At 68.3% G+C, this 15828-nt stretch carries 15 protein-coding genes; 9 read left to right on the top strand and 6 right to left on the bottom strand.

The genetic code is table 11. The features are described from left to right. The first annotated feature begins 57 nt into the window (after window positions 1–57). Window positions 58–699: a TetR/AcrR family transcriptional regulator gene (locus AC1RL8_RS19985; protein WP_139700079.1), complete on the top strand. Its 642-nt coding sequence runs from the start codon at window positions 58–60 to the stop codon at window positions 697–699. Here the strand turns inward: AC1RL8_RS19985 and AC1RL8_RS19980 are convergent. Genes AC1RL8_RS19980 through AC1RL8_RS19965 form a run of 4 tightly spaced genes read right to left on the bottom strand, consistent with a single transcriptional unit; the run spans window position 683 to window position 4737 of the window. Further along, on the bottom strand, window positions 683–1720 hold the full coding sequence (locus tag AC1RL8_RS19980) for a VWA domain-containing protein (protein ID WP_062478619.1): 1038 nt from the start codon (window positions 1718–1720) through the stop codon (window positions 683–685). The genes AC1RL8_RS19985 and AC1RL8_RS19980 overlap by 17 nt on opposite strands. After that, complete coding sequence (locus tag AC1RL8_RS19975; RefSeq protein WP_492685732.1) at window positions 1717–2712, bottom strand: DUF58 domain-containing protein; 996 nt, start codon at window positions 2710–2712, stop codon at window positions 1717–1719. The genes AC1RL8_RS19980 and AC1RL8_RS19975 overlap by 4 nt, the downstream gene beginning before the upstream one ends. Further along, window positions 2693–3718, bottom strand: coding sequence for an AAA family ATPase (locus AC1RL8_RS19970; protein WP_095949404.1), 1026 nt, complete (start codon window positions 3716–3718; stop codon window positions 2693–2695). The genes AC1RL8_RS19975 and AC1RL8_RS19970 overlap by 20 nt, the downstream gene beginning before the upstream one ends. A gap of 20 nt (window positions 3719–3738) precedes the next feature. Continuing rightward, a complete protein-coding gene (locus AC1RL8_RS19965) occupies window positions 3739–4737 on the bottom strand; it encodes a S1C family serine protease (protein WP_139700083.1) in 999 nt (332 codons plus the stop codon). An 89-nt stretch (window positions 4738–4826) separates the two neighbouring features. On the opposite strand from AC1RL8_RS19965, the gene AC1RL8_RS19960 reads away from it, so the two are divergent. From AC1RL8_RS19960 to AC1RL8_RS19930, 7 genes are all read left to right on the top strand, one after another. Then, window positions 4827–5687 (top strand): TatD family hydrolase, encoded by an 861-nt coding sequence (locus AC1RL8_RS19960; RefSeq protein WP_492685733.1) that lies wholly within the window; start codon window positions 4827–4829, stop codon window positions 5685–5687. Window positions 5688–5817: 130 nt separating this feature from the next. Continuing rightward, window positions 5818–6303 carry a hypothetical protein gene (locus tag AC1RL8_RS19955; RefSeq protein ID WP_062479399.1) on the top strand — a complete coding sequence of 162 codons (486 nt, stop codon included), beginning with the start codon at window positions 5818–5820 and terminating at the stop codon, window positions 6301–6303. A gap of 105 nt (window positions 6304–6408) precedes the next feature. Continuing rightward, on the top strand, window positions 6409–6951 hold the full coding sequence (locus tag AC1RL8_RS19950) for a DNA-deoxyinosine glycosylase (protein WP_492685734.1): 543 nt from the start codon (window positions 6409–6411) through the stop codon (window positions 6949–6951). Further along, complete coding sequence (locus AC1RL8_RS19945) at window positions 6951–7733, top strand: class I SAM-dependent methyltransferase (protein WP_159278211.1); 783 nt, start codon at window positions 6951–6953, stop codon at window positions 7731–7733. The genes AC1RL8_RS19950 and AC1RL8_RS19945 overlap by 1 nt, the downstream gene beginning before the upstream one ends. A gap of 18 nt (window positions 7734–7751) precedes the next feature. Beyond that, the gene (gene tfpB / locus AC1RL8_RS19940; RefSeq protein WP_492685735.1) at window positions 7752–9542 is read left to right on the top strand and encodes a type IV pilus assembly ATPase TfpB; all 1791 of its coding nucleotides are present in this window, start codon (window positions 7752–7754) and stop codon (window positions 9540–9542) included. 217 nt (window positions 9543–9759) lie between these two features. Next, window positions 9760–10245, top strand: a complete 486-nt coding sequence (locus AC1RL8_RS19935) for a tripartite tricarboxylate transporter TctB family protein (RefSeq protein ID WP_062479410.1) — start codon at window positions 9760–9762, stop codon at window positions 10243–10245. A gap of 18 nt (window positions 10246–10263) precedes the next feature. Further along, window positions 10264–11775, top strand: a complete 1512-nt coding sequence (locus tag AC1RL8_RS19930; protein ID WP_062479412.1) for a tripartite tricarboxylate transporter permease — start codon at window positions 10264–10266, stop codon at window positions 11773–11775. 71 nt (window positions 11776–11846) lie between these two features. Here AC1RL8_RS19930 and AC1RL8_RS19925 read toward each other — a convergent pair whose 3' ends face one another. After that, entirely contained in the window at window positions 11847–13193 is a 1347-nt protein-coding gene (locus tag AC1RL8_RS19925; protein WP_492685736.1) for an amidohydrolase, read from the bottom strand. A 32-nt stretch (window positions 13194–13225) separates the two neighbouring features. Further along, complete coding sequence (locus tag AC1RL8_RS19920; protein WP_492686119.1) at window positions 13226–14503, bottom strand: porin; 1278 nt, start codon at window positions 14501–14503, stop codon at window positions 13226–13228. A 351-nt stretch (window positions 14504–14854) separates the two neighbouring features. On the opposite strand from AC1RL8_RS19920, the gene AC1RL8_RS19915 reads away from it, so the two are divergent. Beyond that, window positions 14855–15826 carry a tripartite tricarboxylate transporter substrate binding protein gene (locus tag AC1RL8_RS19915; RefSeq protein WP_139700092.1) on the top strand — a complete coding sequence of 324 codons (972 nt, stop codon included), beginning with the start codon at window positions 14855–14857 and terminating at the stop codon, window positions 15824–15826. The last annotated feature ends 2 nt before the right edge of the window (window positions 15827–15828 follow it).

The raw sequence follows: 15828 nt of genomic DNA, 5'->3' as shown, positions 1-15828 counted from the left end.
GCAAGATCGAGCCTGCTGCACGCCAGCAACCGACAGACAACCCAGGAAGAAGACCCGATGCCGCGTGGAAGATCCGCCACCTACGACGACCAGCGCGAACTGATCCTCGCGCAGGCCGCCCAGCTGTTCGCCCGCCGCGGCTACCCCGCGACCTCGATGAACCAGGTCGCCGAGGCCTGCAACCTGTCGAAGGCCACGCTCTACCACTACTACAAGGACAAGAGCAGCCTGCTCATCAGCATCGCCGAGACGCACGTCTCGAAGCTGGCGGCCCTGGTGGCCGAGGAAGAGGCCCAACCGTCCACCGACGAAGAGCGGCTGCGCCGCTTCATCTACCGCATCGTCGAGGAGTACGCCGGCGCGCAGGACGCGCACCGCGTGCTGACCGACGACGTGCGCTTTCTCGAGGACGAGGACCGCGAGCGCGTGCTCGACCAGGAGCGCGCCGTGGTCGCCGGCTTTGCGCGCGCCGTGTCGGCGCTGCGCCCCGGCGCACCGAGCGACGAACTCGCCAAGCCGCTGACCATGCTGCTGTTCGGCATGATCAACTGGATGTTCACCTGGATGAAGCCCGGCGGCCGGCTCGACCACGCGGCCATCGCGCCGATCGTGGCCGACCTGTTCCTGGGCGGCGTGGGGGCGGTGAAGCTGCCGCCCGCCGTGGCACAGGAAGAAAACGCCGCTAAAGAATCCGGTTGAACCAGAGCAGCGACAGCCCCGCCGACAGCAGCGTGAGCACCGCGGCGCCCAGCGCGAACAGCGCCGAGATCTCGGTTTCCTTCTTCTCGACGGTGAGCTTGGAGCTCAGCGTCTCGTAGACCTTCTTCAGGTCGCTCGCGGTGCCGGCGTAGAAGTACTCGGCGCTGGTCTTGTTGGCGATGGCCTTGAGCGTTTCTTCGTCCAGCCGCACGCGCATCGACCAGCCTTCGAAGCCGATGGTCTCGCCGTCGACCGTGCCCACGCCCACCGTGTAGATGCGCACGCCGCGGTCGGCCGCGGCCTTGGCGGCGTCCAGCGGGTCGACGCCGGTGGTGCGCTGGCCGTCGGTCAGCATGATGATCGCGGCCGAGGTGAACGAGCCGGGCGCCACGGGCGTGAACTCCTTGAGCTGCTTCTCGTTCTGGTCGATCGGGATGCCGCGCTGGCGGCTGGGGGCGCTGAACTGCGAGATGTCGATGCCCGCGTCGGGGAACAGCGTGGCCAGCGACACCACGATGGCATTGCCCGTGGCCGTGGCGCGCTGCAGCTGGAAGCTGTCGATGGCCGTCACGAGGTCGTCGTGGTTGGTGGTGGGCAGCTGCGCCACCTGTGCGCTGCCCGCGAAGGCGACGATGCCCACCTTCACGTGGCGCGGCAGGTCCTTGATGAAGCTCTTGGCCGCCTCCTGCGCGGCCACCAGCCGGTTGGGCTGCACGTCGGCCGCACGCATGCTGCCCGACACGTCCATCGCCAGGATGATGGTCTGCTGGTTCGACGGCAGCACCACCACCGCCATCGGCCGCGCCGCCGCCACGAGCATCGCGGTGATGGCCACCAGGAACAGCAGCGGCGGGATGTGGCGCCGCAGGCTCTGGCCCGGGCCCATGGCCTCGCGCACGATCGACAGGCTGGCGTAGCGCACCGCCATCTTCTTCTTGCGGCGGATCAGCCAGACATACAGGAGCACCAGCAGCGGCAAGGCCGCCAGCAGCCAGAGGAATTGAGGCCAGAGGAATGTCATGCCGCCACCACCGCCTTCCCGCCACCCGCTGCAACACCGCGGACCCGGCGCTTGCGCAGGTCCGCGAATCGCACGATGGCTTCGACCAGATCGTCATTGGTCGAGAGTTCGAGGGCGTCGACGCCGGCCCGGGCCAGCGATTCGCGCAGGGTGGTCTCGCGCTCGGCGGCCAGCCGCGCGAAGCGTTCGCGGAACCCCGCGTCATGGGTGTCGACCCACAGCTGCTCGCCGGTCTCGGCGTCGCGCAGCGGCACCAGGCCGAGGTCGGGCAGCTCGAGCTCGAGCGGATCGAACAGGCGCACGGCAATCACTTCGTGCCGCTGCACCAGCTGGCCCAGCGGGCGCTCCCAGCCGGGCTCGCTGAGAAAGTCGGACACCACGAAGACGGTGGAGCGGCGCGGCATGAGCGCGGCGGCGGAGGTCAGCAGGTCGGCCAGGCGCGTCATGCCCTTTTGCGCGGGCGCGGCCTCGGCCTGGTTCGCGCGCTTTTCCATCGCGTGCAGCAGGTGCAGCACATGGCGGCGGCCGGTGCGCGGCGGGATCACGGCCTCGAGGTCGCGGCCGTAGACCAGCGCGCCGACGCGGTTGCCGTGCCGCGTGAGCAGCCGCGCGAGCACGCCGACGAAGCCGGCCGAGATCTCGCGCTTGGCCTTCAGGCCCGAGCCGAAATCGACCGAGCGGCTCAGGTCGAGCACGAACCACGCGGCCATCTCGCGGTCTTCGGTGAACACGCGCACGTGCGGCGTCTGCAGCCGCGCGGTGACGTTCCAGTCGATGTGGCGCACGTCGTCGTGGTGCTGGTACTCGCGCAGGTCGGCCAGGTCCAGGCCGGTGCCTCGCATGAGCGTGCGGTAGTCGCCCTGCAGCAGGCCGTCGAGGCGGCGGATCACGGTCCATTCGAGCCGGCGCAGCGCGCGTTCGGCCCCGCCGGCTTCGATCGCGAGCCGGTCGTCGTTCGCGGCCTCGGGGGCCTTACGCCACCAGCTTTTCATGTTCGAGGGGCTTGGGAGGGGCGGGGACGGCCTTCATGATCTTCTCGATCAGCCCGTCGGGCGTGAGCCCTTCGGACAGGCCTTCGTAGGACAGCGTCACGCGGTGGCGCAGCACGTCGGGCACCAGCGCGCTCATGTCTTCGGGCAGCGCGTAGCTGCGACCGCGCAGCAGCGCCAGGGCGCGCGCGCCTTCGGTCAGGCTGATGCTGGCGCGCGGGCTGGCGCCGAAGGTGATGAAGCGGCGCAAGTCCTTCAGGCCGTGCTTCTCGGGCGTGCGCGTGGCCGACACGAGCTTCACGGCGTACTGGATCAGCGAGGGGTCGACGTACACGCGCCGCGCCTCGGCCTGCAGCTCGGCCAGCTGTTCGGTGGTGGCGACCGGCGTGGCCGTGACCACCGGGCCGATCACGCGCTGCACGATCACGAACTCTTCCTCGTCGCTCGGGTAGTCGACCATCACCTTCATCATGAAGCGGTCGACCTGCGCCTCGGGCAGCGGGTAGGTGCCCTCGGTCTCGATCGGGTTCTGCGTCGCCATCACGAGAAAGGGGCGCGGCACCTTGTGCGTCTCGCCGGCGATGGTGACCTGGCGCTCCTGCATCACTTCGAGCAGCGCGCTCTGCACCTTGGCCGGCGCGCGGTTGATTTCGTCGGCCAAAAGCAGGTTGGCGAACACCGGCCCCAGCGAGGTGCTGAACTCGCCCGTCTTCTGGTTGTAGATGCGCGTGCCCACGAGGTCGGCCGGCACCAGGTCGGGCGTGAACTGGATGCGCTTGAACTGGCCGCGCACGGTGTCGGCCAGCGTCTTGATGGTGAGCGTCTTGGCCAGCCCCGGCACGCCTTCGACCAGCAGGTGGCCGCCTGCGAGCATCGCGACCATCACGCGCTCGAGAAAGCGGTCCTGCCCCACGACCACGCGCTTCACCTCGTAGAGGATCTGCTCCATCAGCTCGGCGGTGGCAGGGGCTGTTGCAAAGGTCGACGAGGTCGGGTTTTCTGTGCTCATGCGAAGGGCTTTCGAAGAAATCAGAAGGGCGGCGAGCCGGCCGCCGAAGCGGCGTTCTCGATCGGCACCGCGAAGCCGATGCCGATGAAGGTGCGCTGCTGCGTCGGGTTGAGGATGGCGGTGACGATGCCCAGCACCTCGCCGTCCATGTTGATGAGCGGCCCGCCCGAGTTGCCGGGGTTGGCGGCGGCGTCGAACTGGATCAGGTTACCCAGCTCCTGCTTGCCCTCGGGCGAACGGAAGGAGCGCTTCAGGCCCGACACCACGCCGGCCGACACCGAGGGCCCGATGCCGAACGGAAAGCCCACGGCCGCCACCTGGTCGCCGGAGCGCAGGTCGGCGGTGGAGCGCATCACGGCGGGGATCAGGTCGTCCGGGATCTTCTGCGCCTGCAGCACGGCCAGGTCGTTCTCGGGCTGCACGCCGGTGATGACGGCGATGGCCTCCAGGCCGTCGGCGAAGGTGACCTTGATCTTCTCGGCGCCGGCGACCACGTGCAGGTTGGTGAGGATGACGCCCTTGTCGACGATCACCACGCCCGTGCCCACGCCGCGTTCGACCTCGCCCGGCGTGCCGCCGTCGGCGGGCGCCTCGGGCGGCTTGCCCTTGGCCATGTTGCGGCCGCGCTTCTGGGTCTTGGCTTCGGGCGTGGCCTTCTCGGGGCCGTAGCCGACCACGCGCACCACCGAGGGCCGCACGATGTCGGCGGCCTTGGCGGCGGGCGAGGGCAGGGTGGCGGTCTGCAGCGTGCGCAGCACGGCGGCGTCGATGTCTTTCTGCGTGAGCGCCTTGGCGCCCTGGCGCGGTGCCCAGAAGGCGCCGCCGGCGGCGATGGCGATGCAGCTGACGGTGAGCAGTGCGAAGGCGCGGCGCCCGGGCTGCCAGCGTGCGCGAGGGGGTGGGGCTTGCACGGCGTCGGCCTCGGCCACAGCCGCGGCATCCGCCGGCGACCCGGCCGCCGGTGCTGCGGCCGGCGGCAGCGTGCGGGGCGAGCGGCTGTAGAAAGCGGGCCTGCGCATCGGAGCACCTCCGGCAAAAAAGGACGCGTGAAGGAGTTCACAGTAGCACGCTTTCCGCGCCTGTGCATCCCTTCGGGCATCATCGCGCGATGGCTGCGTTTGTCGATACCCACTGTCACCTTGATGCGCCCGAATTCGGTGCCGAGATGCCCGTCATCCGCGCCCGCGCGGCGGCGCAGGGCGTGGTGCTGTGCGTCATTCCGGCGGTGGCGGCCTTCAACTTCGCCACCGTGCGCGAGCTGGCCCACGCGCAGGGCGACGCCTACGCGCTGGGCATCCACCCGCTGTGCACGGGGCAGGCGAGCGACGACGACCTGCAGACGCTCGATGCCGAGCTGCACGCGCGGCGCGACGACCCGCGCCTGGTGGCGGTCGGCGAGATCGGGCTCGACTACTTCGTGGAAAGCCTGGACGCCGATAGACAGGAACGCTTCTTTCACACTCAGTTGCAACTGGCGCGCAAGCACCGGCTGCCCGTGCTCATCCATGTGCGGCGCTCGGTCGACAAGGTGCTCAAGCATCTGCGCCAGACCGCGGGTGGGCGGCCGTGGCAGGGCATCGCCCATGCGTTCAACGGCAGCGAGCAGCAGGCGCAGGCCTGCATCGAGATCGGCCTGAAGCTGGGCTTCGGCGGCGCCGTGACCTTCGAGCGCGCGCTGCAGCTGCGCCGCCTCGCGGCCACCTTGCCGATGGACGCGCTGGTGATGGAAACCGACGCGCCCGACATCCAGCCGCACTGGCTGTACCGCACGCAGGCGCAGCGCGACGCGGGCCAGGCGCAGGGCCGCAACGAGCCCGGCGAGCTGCCGCGCATCGCCGAAGTGGTCGCGCAGCTGCGGGGCATCGACATCGCGTCGCTGGCCGAAAACACCACGCGCAATGCGGTGGCAGCCCTGCCGAAGCTCCAAAGTCTGCTGAACGTGTCGGAGGGGCGTCCGCCCGCCGCGTAGGCCAAGTTCCCGAGTTGCGCCAGCGCAGGTCATCGGGCCCTTTTTGCTGTCATCCTTGAAGTTCGAAGTGACGTTGGTTGTCCAGTGGCACTGTCGTCACTCCGCACTTCACTCAAAAAAGGAGTCTTTCATGACCACATCTTTTGTTCGTACCCTGCCCGTCGCGCTCGCACTGGCGCTGGCCTCCATCGGTGTGTCGGCCATCGCGCAGACCACCGCGGCCGAGCCCACGACCACCGAGAAGGTGAAGGAAGCCGGCAAGGACGCCGTCGATGCGACCGCACGCGGCACCGAAAAGGCCTGGGACGCCACCAAGAGCACGACCAAGAAGGCCGTGAACGCCACCGAGAGCGGCGCCGAGAAGGCCTGGGATGCCACCAAGAGCGGCACCAAGAAGGCAGCCAACGCCACCGAGCGCGGCACTAAGAAGGCCTGGAACGCGACCAAGAACACCACCAAGAAGGCCACCACCGCCACCAAGAAGGCGGCCGTGAAGACCGGCGACGCGGTGGAAACGGCCGGCCACAAGACGGCCGACGGCATGCGCAGCGCCGGCAAGGCGATCGGCGAGAAGGTGCCGGGCACGGCCGAGAACGAAGCGGCCAAGAAGCCGTAACTTCCATGCACCGGGCTTCGGCCCGTGCTTGACGAAAGAACCCGCTTCGGCGGGTTTTTTTATGGGCGTTCAGGCACGCCGTGCGGCAATGCCAAGATACCGCCCATGAAACCGACCGCCGTCCCGTCCCCGACCGTCGCCGCCAGCGCCGCCGCGGTGCTGACCGGCCTTGCGCCCATCGTCTCGCCGAACACACGTGTGCTCATCCTCGGCAGCTTCCCGGGCGTCAAGTCGCTCGAGCGGCAGCAGTACTATGCGCATCCCCAAAATCAGTTCTGGAAGATCTTGCAAGCCCTCTGGCCCGACCCCCTGCTTCCGATGGGCGCAGACAGCTACCGCGCGCGCTGCGACTGGCTGCTCGATCGCGGCCTCGGCGTGTGGGACGTGTACGGCGCCTGCGAGCGCGAGGGCAGCCTCGACACTGCGATCCGCTCGCCGGTCGTGAACGACATCGCCGGCCTGCAACTGCCGAAGCTCGCCGCCATCGCCCACAACGGCGGCGAGAGCTTCAAGCACGCACGCCACACGCGCACCCTCGGGGTGCCGGTGTATTCGCTGCCCTCCACCAGCCCCGCCAACGCGTCGTGGTCCTTCGAGCGCAAGCTCGCGGCCTGGCGCGAGGTCTTCGTTGCCCACCACCTTCTCTGATGGCTTCTTCCGCTTCTTCCAAGAAAACCCTCGTCCTGCCCGAAGTCAATTTTTCCGACTGGGGCGACATCCGCTACCTGCACCTGGGCACCGAATGGGTCCAGGGCTCGATGAAGCTCGACGCGCCCTTCGAGATCGAGCTCGAGTACGTGCAGCGCATGATGGCCTGGCTGCTGTTCGTCGACAGCAAGGGTGTGGGCAACCGCCACGCGATGCAGCTGGGCCTGGGCGCGGCCACGCTCACCAAGTTCAGCCGCAAAACGCTGCGCATGCGCACCACCGCGGTCGAGCTGAACCCGCAGGTGGTGTCGGCCTGCCGCGGCTGGTTCAAGCTGCCGGCCGACGACCTGAAGCTGCGCGTGGTGATCGCCGACGCGGCCGAGGAGATCCGCAAGCCCGAGTGGCAGGGCACGGTCGACGCGCTGCAGGTCGACCTGTACGACCACGAGGCCGCCGCGCCGGTGCTCGACAGCGAAGCCTTCTATGCCGACTGTCGCGCGCTGCTCACCGAAGACGGCTGCATGACGGTCAACCTGTTCGGCCGCTCGTCGAGCTACGAGCGCAGCCTCGAGAAAATCGCCGCCGCTTTCGGCGCCGACGCGGTCTGGGCCTTCAAGCCGACGCGCGAAGGCAACACGGTGGTGCTGGCCCAGCGCACGGCGTCGCGCCCGAAGCGCGAGGTGCTTGCCGAGCGCGCCCAAACCATCCAGACTCGCTGGGGCCTGCCCGCGCCGAAATGGCTGCGGGTCTTCAAGCCGATGACGCTTTCCCTCACCACCTGATCACCTGACCTCCGGTTCATGAGCGCTGTACCCGCCGCCGCTTCCGCCTCCGCTGCCCGCCACGAAGGGCCGCTCGACCTGCGTCGCCTGATCGAATGGCTCGCCACCGACGGCGTGATCTCGCCGATGGAGGCCAAGCGCACCATCGCACGCTGCGCCCAGGCCGAGAGCCGGCAGGCGCCGCTGGTGCGCCTGGCCAACGTGGCCATGACGCGCGAGGCCGACGGCAAGCCGCTCGACCTCGAGGCGCTCACGCAATGGCTCGCCGGCCGCGCCGGCCTGGCCTACCTGCGCATCGATCCGCTCAAGGTCGACGTGGGCAAGGTGGCCGACACCATGAGCGCCGGGTATGCCGAGCGCCACAAGGTGCTGCCCGTGCAGGTGCTGCCGAACGAGGTGGTGGTGGCCACGGCCGAACCGTTCCTCATCGACTGGATCGCCGAGGTCGAGCGCCAGTCCAAGCGCACCGTGCGCCGCGTGGTGGCCAACCCGGCCGACATCCAGCGCTACACGGCCGAGTTCTTCGCGCTCGCCAAGTCGGTGCGCGCCGCGCAGAAGGCCGGCGGCAACACCGGCGGCGCGAGCTTCGAGCAGCTGGTCGAGCTGGGCAAGAGCACCAAGCAGCTCGACGCCAATGACCAGAGCGTGGTGCAGGTGGTCGACTGGCTGTGGCAGTACGCCTTCGACCAGCGCGCCAGCGACATCCACCTGGAGCCGCGTCGCGAGCAGGGCGTGATCCGCTTTCGCATCGACGGCATCCTGCACCCGGCCTACCAGATGCCCATGGGCGTGATGAACGCGATGGTCGCGCGCATCAAGCTGCTGGGCCGCATGGATGTGGTCGAAAAGCGCCGCCCGCTCGACGGCCGCATCAAGACCCGCAACATGCGCGGCGACGAAATCGAAATGCGCCTGTCGACCTTGCCGACCGCCTTCGGCGAGAAGATGGTGATGCGCATCTTCGACCCCGACACTGCGGTGAAAGACCTCGACGCGCTGGGCTTCGCGCAGCACGACGCGCAGCGCTGGGAACAGCTGGTCACGCGGCCCAACGGCATCATCCTGGTGACCGGGCCCACGGGCTCGGGCAAGACCACCACGCTGTACTCCACGCTCAAGCGCGTGGCGACCGAAGAGGTCAACGTGAGCACGGTGGAAGACCCGATCGAAATGATCGAGCCTTCGTTCAACCAGACGCAGGTGCAGCCGCAGCTGGACTTCGGTTTCACCGAGGGCCTGCGCGCGCTCATGCGGCAGGACCCGGACATCATCATGGTCGGCGAAATCCGCGACCTCGCCACCGCCGAGATGGCGGTGCAGGCCGCGCTCACCGGCCACCTCGTGTTCAGCACGCTGCACACCAACGATGCGCCCAGCGCCATCACGCGGATGATGGAGCTGGGCGTGCCCTCGTACCTCATCACCGCCGTGATGCTGGGCGTGCTCGCGCAGCGCCTGGTGCGCACGCTGTGCCCGCATTGCAAGCAGCCCGACGACGCGGTCACGCGCGAGAGCCTCGAGGCCATCGTCAAGCCGTGGCAGATCACCGGCCCCGTGCGCGCCTACAAGCCGGTGGGCTGCGTCGATTGCCGCATGACCGGTTACATGGGCCGCATGGGCCTGTACGAACTGCTGAGCGTGACCGAGCCGTTCAAGGACCAGGTCACCAAGGAGCCCAACCTCACGGGCCTGCGACGCCAGGCCGTGATCGACGGCATGCGGCCGCTGCGCCTGGCCGGCGCGCTGCGCGTGGCCGAGGGCGTGACGACCATCGAAGAAGTGCTCAGCGCCACGCCTCCGCTGGAATAGGTCCTCCCCCAGGCTTCGCGCACTTCGTGTCGCTACGCCAACCCCCTCGCCGGGGGCAACACCAGCGGCCCGGCAAAGCCGGTTCCGCGGTGTTTCTTGAAGGGATCCGATGAGTCATTTCGGGTTATCCCTAGTCCCTCGGTTAGTGGAATCCACATCGGCCTGACCGGAGGCTGACTCGACAATCCCGCATCGAAATTGTTCGAGGAGACTGTTCGTGAAAATCAAAAGTCAGAAAGACTTTTTCTCGGGACTGATGTTCACCGTCGTGGGCGTGGCGTTCGCATGGGGCGCCACCACCTACAGCGTGGGCAGCGGCGCCCGCATGGGTCCGGGTTACTTCCCGCTCATGCTGGGCATCCTGATGGCGCTGATCGGCCTGGGCATCATGTTCAGCGGGCTCACCGTTGAAACGACCGATGGCGAAAAAATCGGCAAGTGGGCCTGGAAGCAAGTGGTGTTCATCCTGGGCGCCAACCTCGCCTTCGGCGTGCTGCTCGGCGGCCTGCCGAGCATCGGCGTGCCGGCCATGGGCATGATCATCGCGATCTACGCGCTCGTGATCATCGCCAGCCTCGCGGGCCACGAGTTCAAGCTGCCCACCGTGCTGATCCTGGCCACCGTTCTGGCCATCGGCAGCTACGTTGCATTCATCTGGGCGCTGAAGCTGCAGATCCAGGTCTGGCCGACCTTCATCGGTTGAGAGAAGAAAGCTGCTCACATGGAACTGTTTGAACACCTCTCAATGGGTTTTGGCGTTGCCTTTACCTTCACGAACCTGCTGTACTGCCTGGTCGGCTGCATTCTGGGCACGCTGATCGGCGTGCTCCCGGGCATCGGCCCGGTCGCGACGATTGCGATGCTGCTGCCCGCCACGTATGCGCTGCCGCCTGTGTCGGCGCTGATCATGCTGGCCGGTATTTATTACGGCGCACAGTACGGTGGCTCGACCACCGCGATTCTGGTGAACCTGCCGGGCGAATCGTCGTCGGTGGTGACCGTGATCGACGGCTACCAGATGGCGCGCAAGGGCCGTGCAGGTCCGGCGCTCGCCGCGGCCGGTCTGGGCTCGTTCTTCGCGGGTTGCGTCGGCACGCTGATTCTTGCCGCCTTCGCACCGCCGCTGACCGAGCTGGCCTTCAAGTTCGGCCCGGCCGAATACTTCTCGCTGATGATCCTGGGCCTGATCGGCGCCGTGGTGCTGGCCTCGGGCTCGCTGCTCAAGGCGATCGCGATGATCGTGCTGGGCCTGCTGATGGGCCTGGTCGGTACCGACGTGAACTCGGGTGTCGCACGCTACAGCTTCGACATCCCTGAACTCACCGACGGCATCGGCTTCGTGGCCATCGCCATGGGCGTGTTCGGCTACGGCGAAATCATTGCCAACCTCTCGCGCCCGGACGACGAGCGCGAAGTGTTCACCGCCAAGGTCTCGGGCCTGTTCCCGACCAAGGAAGACTTCAAGCGCATGGTGCCTGCCGTGCTGCGCGGCACGGCGCTGGGTTCGGCCCTGGGCATCCTGCCCGGCGGCGGTGCACTGCTGGCGGCTTTCGCGGCCTACACGATCGAGAAGAAGACCAAGCTGAAGCCGGGCGAAGTGCCCTTCGGCAAGGGCAACATCCGCGGCGTGGCGGCTCCCGAGTCGGCCAACAACGCCGGTGCGCAGACCTCCTTCATTCCGCTGCTCACGCTGGGCATTCCGCCCAACGCCGTGATGGCGCTGATGGTGGGTGCGATGACCATCCACAACATCCAGCCCGGCCCGCAGGTGATGACCAGCAACCCCGAGCTGTTCTGGGGCCTGATCGCCTCGATGTGGTTGGGCAATGCGATGCTGATCGTGCTGAACCTGCCGCTGATCGGCATGTGGATCAAGCTGCTGTCGGTGCCTTACAAGTTCCTGTTCCCCGCGATCGTTCTGTTCTGCGCGATCGGCGTGTACTCGACCAACAACAACACCTTCGACATCTGGATGGTGGGCATCTTCGGTCTGGTGGGCTACACCTTCTTCAAGCTGGGTTGCGAGCCTGCGCCGCTGCTGCTGGGCTTCATCCTGGGCCCGATGATGGAAGAGAACCTGCGCCGTTCGCTGCTGCTGTCGCGTGGCGACTGGAGCGTGTTCGTCACGCGTCCGATCTCGGCCAGCCTGCTGGCGGCCGCAGCCCTGCTGCTCATCATCGTGCTGCTGCCGGCCGTGAAATCGAAGCGCGAAGAGGCCTTCGTCGAAGACTGATCGACGGGCTTTCTCTGAACACACAAACGGCGCCCTCGGGCGCCGTTTTTCTTTGGGGGATGCCGTTGTCCCTACCTGCCCAGCGCGCTGAGCACCGCCACGGTCATCGCGTGCACGCCGGTCTTGATCGACGGCTCGGGCACCGGTGCGAAGAAGGGCGAATGGTTGCGGGCCAGCGGCTTGCCGCCGGGTTGGGCGGAGGCCGCGATGTCCCGCGCATCGAGCACGCCGATCGTGAAGTACATCGACGGCACGCCGGCGTTGACGAAGGCCGAGAAGTCTTCGCTGCCCGTCGATGGCACCGTGGATTGAACGACCTGTGCCGCGCCCAGCGCCTGCTTGAGCGCGGCGGCCGCGCGGGTCACGACCGCTTCGTCGTTGACCAGCGCTTCTCCGCCCGGCACCAGCTTGACCACGGGTTCGGGCGCGCCGCTCGTCGCGGCGGCGGCCATGGCCATGCGGCGCACGCCGGCCAGCAGCTGCTCGCGCACCTGCGGCTTGTACGAGCGGATGGTGCCGCGCAGCGTGACCGTGTCGGGAATGATGTTGCCGGCGGTGCCGCCCTGGATGGCACCGATGGTCACGACGCCGAATTCGGCCGGGTCTTTCTCGCGGCTCACCACGGCCTGCACGTCGGTCACGAAGCGCGCGGCGATCACGATCGGGTCGATGGTGGTGTGCGGCCGCGAGCCGTGGCCACCGCGTCCCTTGAACACGATTTCCAGTGCGTCGGAGTTGGAACTGCTGATGCCGATGCCGTAGCCGATGGCGCCGTGGGGCGTGGGCGCCGTGTGCAGCGCGAACGCGGCGTCGGGCTTGGGAAAGCGCGTGAACAGGCCGTCCGCGAGCATCGCCTTGGCGCCCGAGACGGTTTCTTCGGCGGGCTGGCCGATGAACATCAGCGTGCCTTTCCATTGGTCCTTGAGCGCGACCAGCGTGCGCGCGGTGCCGAGCCAGCTGGCCATGTGGATGTCGTGGCCGCAGCTGTGGGCCACGAAGCTGTCGCGCCCGCCCCACTCGGTGCGGGCCTGGCTGGCGTAGGGCAGGCCGGTCTTCTCTTCCATCGGCAGGCCGTCCATGTCGGTGCGCACCATCACGACCAGCCCGGGGCCGTTGCGGTACAGCGCCACGACGCCGGTGCCGCCGACCTTCTCGGTCACCTCGAAGCCGATGGCGCGCATCTCGGCGGCGAGCAGGGCGGCGGTGCGTGTTTCCTTGAAAGCAAGTTCGGGGTGGGCGTGCAGGTCCTTGTAGAGGGCGTCGAGCCGGGGGTACATCGCATCGACGAGCGGCGGGATCGCCGACGCCTGCGGCGATGCGGCGGGCTGGGTCTGTGCGCCTGCGCCTGCGCCGAGGCTGAAGGCGAGGAGGGCGGCGGCCAGTGAACGAAGGGCGAAGGTGTGTGCGTGGGTCGGCATGGAATGAATGCAGGGGCGCATGAAGATGAAGATCAGAAGATGTGGCGGATGCCGAAGTCGTAGCCCGTGGCGCTGCGCGGGCGCCAGCCGCTGGCGGTCATGTAGCCCGGATAGGGCGCGTCGCTGGCGCTCGTCACGGCGCCGATCGCCTTGTCGTTCTGGCCGTCCCGGATGCGAACGCGAGCGAACGTGGCGTACAGCGCCGTGCGGCGGGACAGGTGGTGCACGTAGCCCAGCGCCCATTGGCTGGCGCTGGCGCCTTGCGCGGTGTCTCCCGGCAGGCCGGTGGCGCCGGGCTTGTAGCTGACGCGACCGAACGACGCGCGGACGAGTCCCGGGCCCACGGGCACCGTGGCACCCACCAGGTAGCCGTTGTATTTGTCGGTGCGATCCTGCATCCACGGCTGTGCCTGCGCGCGCCGGTGCCGCAGCTGCGACAGTTCGCCCAGCAGCTTGACGGGGCCGAAGTCGTAGGTGGCGCTCAGGCTGAGGGTTTTCAGCCGGTCCTCGCCGCCGGCGTCGACGGGCGGCTTGGCCGCCGAACCCGAGGGCAGGCGGTCCTTGTTGTCTTCACCGAACGCCAGCGCCACGTTGAGCGGTCCCTTGGCGTAGCCGAAGCGCCCGCCCAGGTAGCGCCCACGCGCGTTCGTCGGCGTCACGTCCGGGCTGTAGCGGACGTTCTCGGGCAAGGCGTACTGGAGCTGCCCGTGGAAGCCGCCGAGGTCTGGCGGCAGGAAGTAGCCGATGCTGTTGCTGGCGCGCGCGTAGTTGTCGCCGGCCGCCACGCCGGCCGGTGCGCCGCCCAGGAGCGTGGACGAGGCGCTGTTGACGCGCGCGATCACCGACAGGCCCGCGCCCTGCACGGCGAAGGGGTCGGCCAGCGAGTCGTTGCGAAAGATCGGCGTGTAGTCGCGGCCCAGCCGCAGCTCGCCGAAGCCACCCGACAGGCTCAGCGTCGAACGCTTGGCGAACGAGGCCAGGCCAGTCTTGCCGTCGTCGTTGGCGATGTTCGACTCCAGCCAGAAGCTCGCCGCCAGGCCGCCGCCCAGGTCTTCCGTGCCCCGAAAACCCAGGCTGCTGCCGCGGTAGCCGCCGCGCGACAGCGTGGTCTGGCTTTGCGTCACCCGCGGCACGGCCGCGGCGAGCACGGCGGCGGCAGGGCGCCGCGGATCGAACGCCGGGCGGTACTCGCTGACGGTCTCGAAATGGCTGACGCCCGCATCCATGACGCCGAACAGCGTCACCGAGGACTGCGCCGAGGCCGCGCCGGCCAGCGCCAGCAGGGCCAGGCCGAGCGGGTGCCGCTTCACGCGAAGAACGCGCGAGCTGAAGCAGAGGGCGCCGGCATCGGCGCCCTCGAAGGAAGAAAAGTTCAAGGGGAGGTCTCCTGTGCGCCACTTCTGTGTCGAGTGGACTGGCGCGACTATCGGACGGCAGGGCGCCCGGGAGGAAATACCGTTTGCTGATGCGACCCCATCGCTATTTCTGATGGTCGGGCGCAAGGCCGCGCGCCGCGTGATGGCCGTGGCCACATTGATGCGCTGGATTCATATATCTATCCGATAAATCCATTTCCCTTTTCAATGCCCCGCGTGTCCAATCCTGCGGCCACGTCGGACAAGGCGCGCTCCCGACACACCACCTCGGACACAATGAATTCCATGAAACGAACCACCCGCGCCGCGCTTGCCGCGGCTGCGCTGGTGCTGGCCGCGGTGCCCGCACTGGCCCAGAACTACCCGAACCGGCCCATCCGCCTGATCGTGCCGTTCCCGGCGGCCGGCGCCACCGACCTCTTTGCCCGCACGCTGGGGCAGAAGATGGGCGAGAAGCTCGGCGCCACGCTGGTGGTCGACAACAAGCCCGGCGCGGGCGGTGCGATCGGTTCCGACCTCGCGGCCAAGGCGCCGCCCGACGGCTACACGCTGCTGCTCGCGACCACGAGCACGCACGCCATCGGCCCGGCCATCACGCCCAAGCTGCCCTACGACACGGTGCGCGACTTCACGCCCATCGCCCACGTGGGCGACGCGCCGAGCATCATGCTGGTGCCGATCAACACGCCTGCCAAGACGGTGCGCGAATGGATCGACAACGCCAAGAAGAACCCCGGCAAGCTCAATTACGCATCGAGCGGCAACGGCACCATCGTGCAGCTCACGGCCGAGCTCTTCAAGGCGCAGGCCGGCGTGTTCGTCACGCACATCCCCTACCGCGGCACGGCGCTGGCGGTGCCCGACCTCATCAGCGGCAAGGTCGACGTGCTGTTCGACTCGCTGCCCACCGGCATGCCGCACGTGCGCGACGGCCGCCTGCGCGCGCTGGGCGTGACCTCGCTCAAGCGCAGCCCGCTCGCGCCCGAGCTGCCGCCCATCGCCGACACGCTGCCGGGCTTCGAGTCGACCACCTGGTTCGGCTTCTACGGCCCGAAGGGGCTGCCGGCCGACATCGTGGCGCGCGTGAACAAGGCCGCCAACGAGGCGCTGGCCGATCCGGAGCTGAAGGACAAGCTCGCCCGCCTGGGCATCGAGCCGGCGAACGCGGGCACGCCCGAGCAGTTCGCAAAGATGGTGGCCATCGATGCCGCCAAGTGGAAAAAGATCGTCGTCGATCGCAAGATCACCAACGACTAACG

Source organism: Variovorax sp. GW822-FHT04E09 (genome assembly GCF_058800845.1).
This window is presented reverse-complemented; position numbering and strand designations above follow the sequence as displayed.

Coding starts and splice junctions, on each gene's coding strand:
- AC1RL8_RS19985 (WP_139700079.1), top strand. CDS start 58: ATGCCGCGTGGAAGATCCGCCACCTACGACGACCAGCGCGAACTGATC.
- AC1RL8_RS19975 (WP_492685732.1), bottom strand. CDS start 2,712: ATGAAAAGCTGGTGGCGTAAGGCCCCCGAGGCCGCGAACGACGACCGG.
- tfpB (WP_492685735.1), top strand. CDS start 7,752: ATGAGCGCTGTACCCGCCGCCGCTTCCGCCTCCGCTGCCCGCCACGAA.
- AC1RL8_RS19965 (WP_139700083.1), bottom strand. CDS start 4,737: ATGCGCAGGCCCGCTTTCTACAGCCGCTCGCCCCGCACGCTGCCGCCG.
- AC1RL8_RS19970 (WP_095949404.1), bottom strand. CDS start 3,718: ATGAGCACAGAAAACCCGACCTCGTCGACCTTTGCAACAGCCCCTGCC.
- AC1RL8_RS19960 (WP_492685733.1), top strand. CDS start 4,827: ATGGCTGCGTTTGTCGATACCCACTGTCACCTTGATGCGCCCGAATTC.
- AC1RL8_RS19925 (WP_492685736.1), bottom strand. CDS start 13,193: ATGCCGACCCACGCACACACCTTCGCCCTTCGTTCACTGGCCGCCGCC.
- AC1RL8_RS19915 (WP_139700092.1), top strand. CDS start 14,855: ATGAAACGAACCACCCGCGCCGCGCTTGCCGCGGCTGCGCTGGTGCTG.
- AC1RL8_RS19950 (WP_492685734.1), top strand. CDS start 6,409: ATGAAACCGACCGCCGTCCCGTCCCCGACCGTCGCCGCCAGCGCCGCC.
- AC1RL8_RS19945 (WP_159278211.1), top strand. CDS start 6,951: ATGGCTTCTTCCGCTTCTTCCAAGAAAACCCTCGTCCTGCCCGAAGTC.
- AC1RL8_RS19955 (WP_062479399.1), top strand. CDS start 5,818: ATGACCACATCTTTTGTTCGTACCCTGCCCGTCGCGCTCGCACTGGCG.
- AC1RL8_RS19930 (WP_062479412.1), top strand. CDS start 10,264: ATGGAACTGTTTGAACACCTCTCAATGGGTTTTGGCGTTGCCTTTACC.
- AC1RL8_RS19980 (WP_062478619.1), bottom strand. CDS start 1,720: ATGACATTCCTCTGGCCTCAATTCCTCTGGCTGCTGGCGGCCTTGCCG.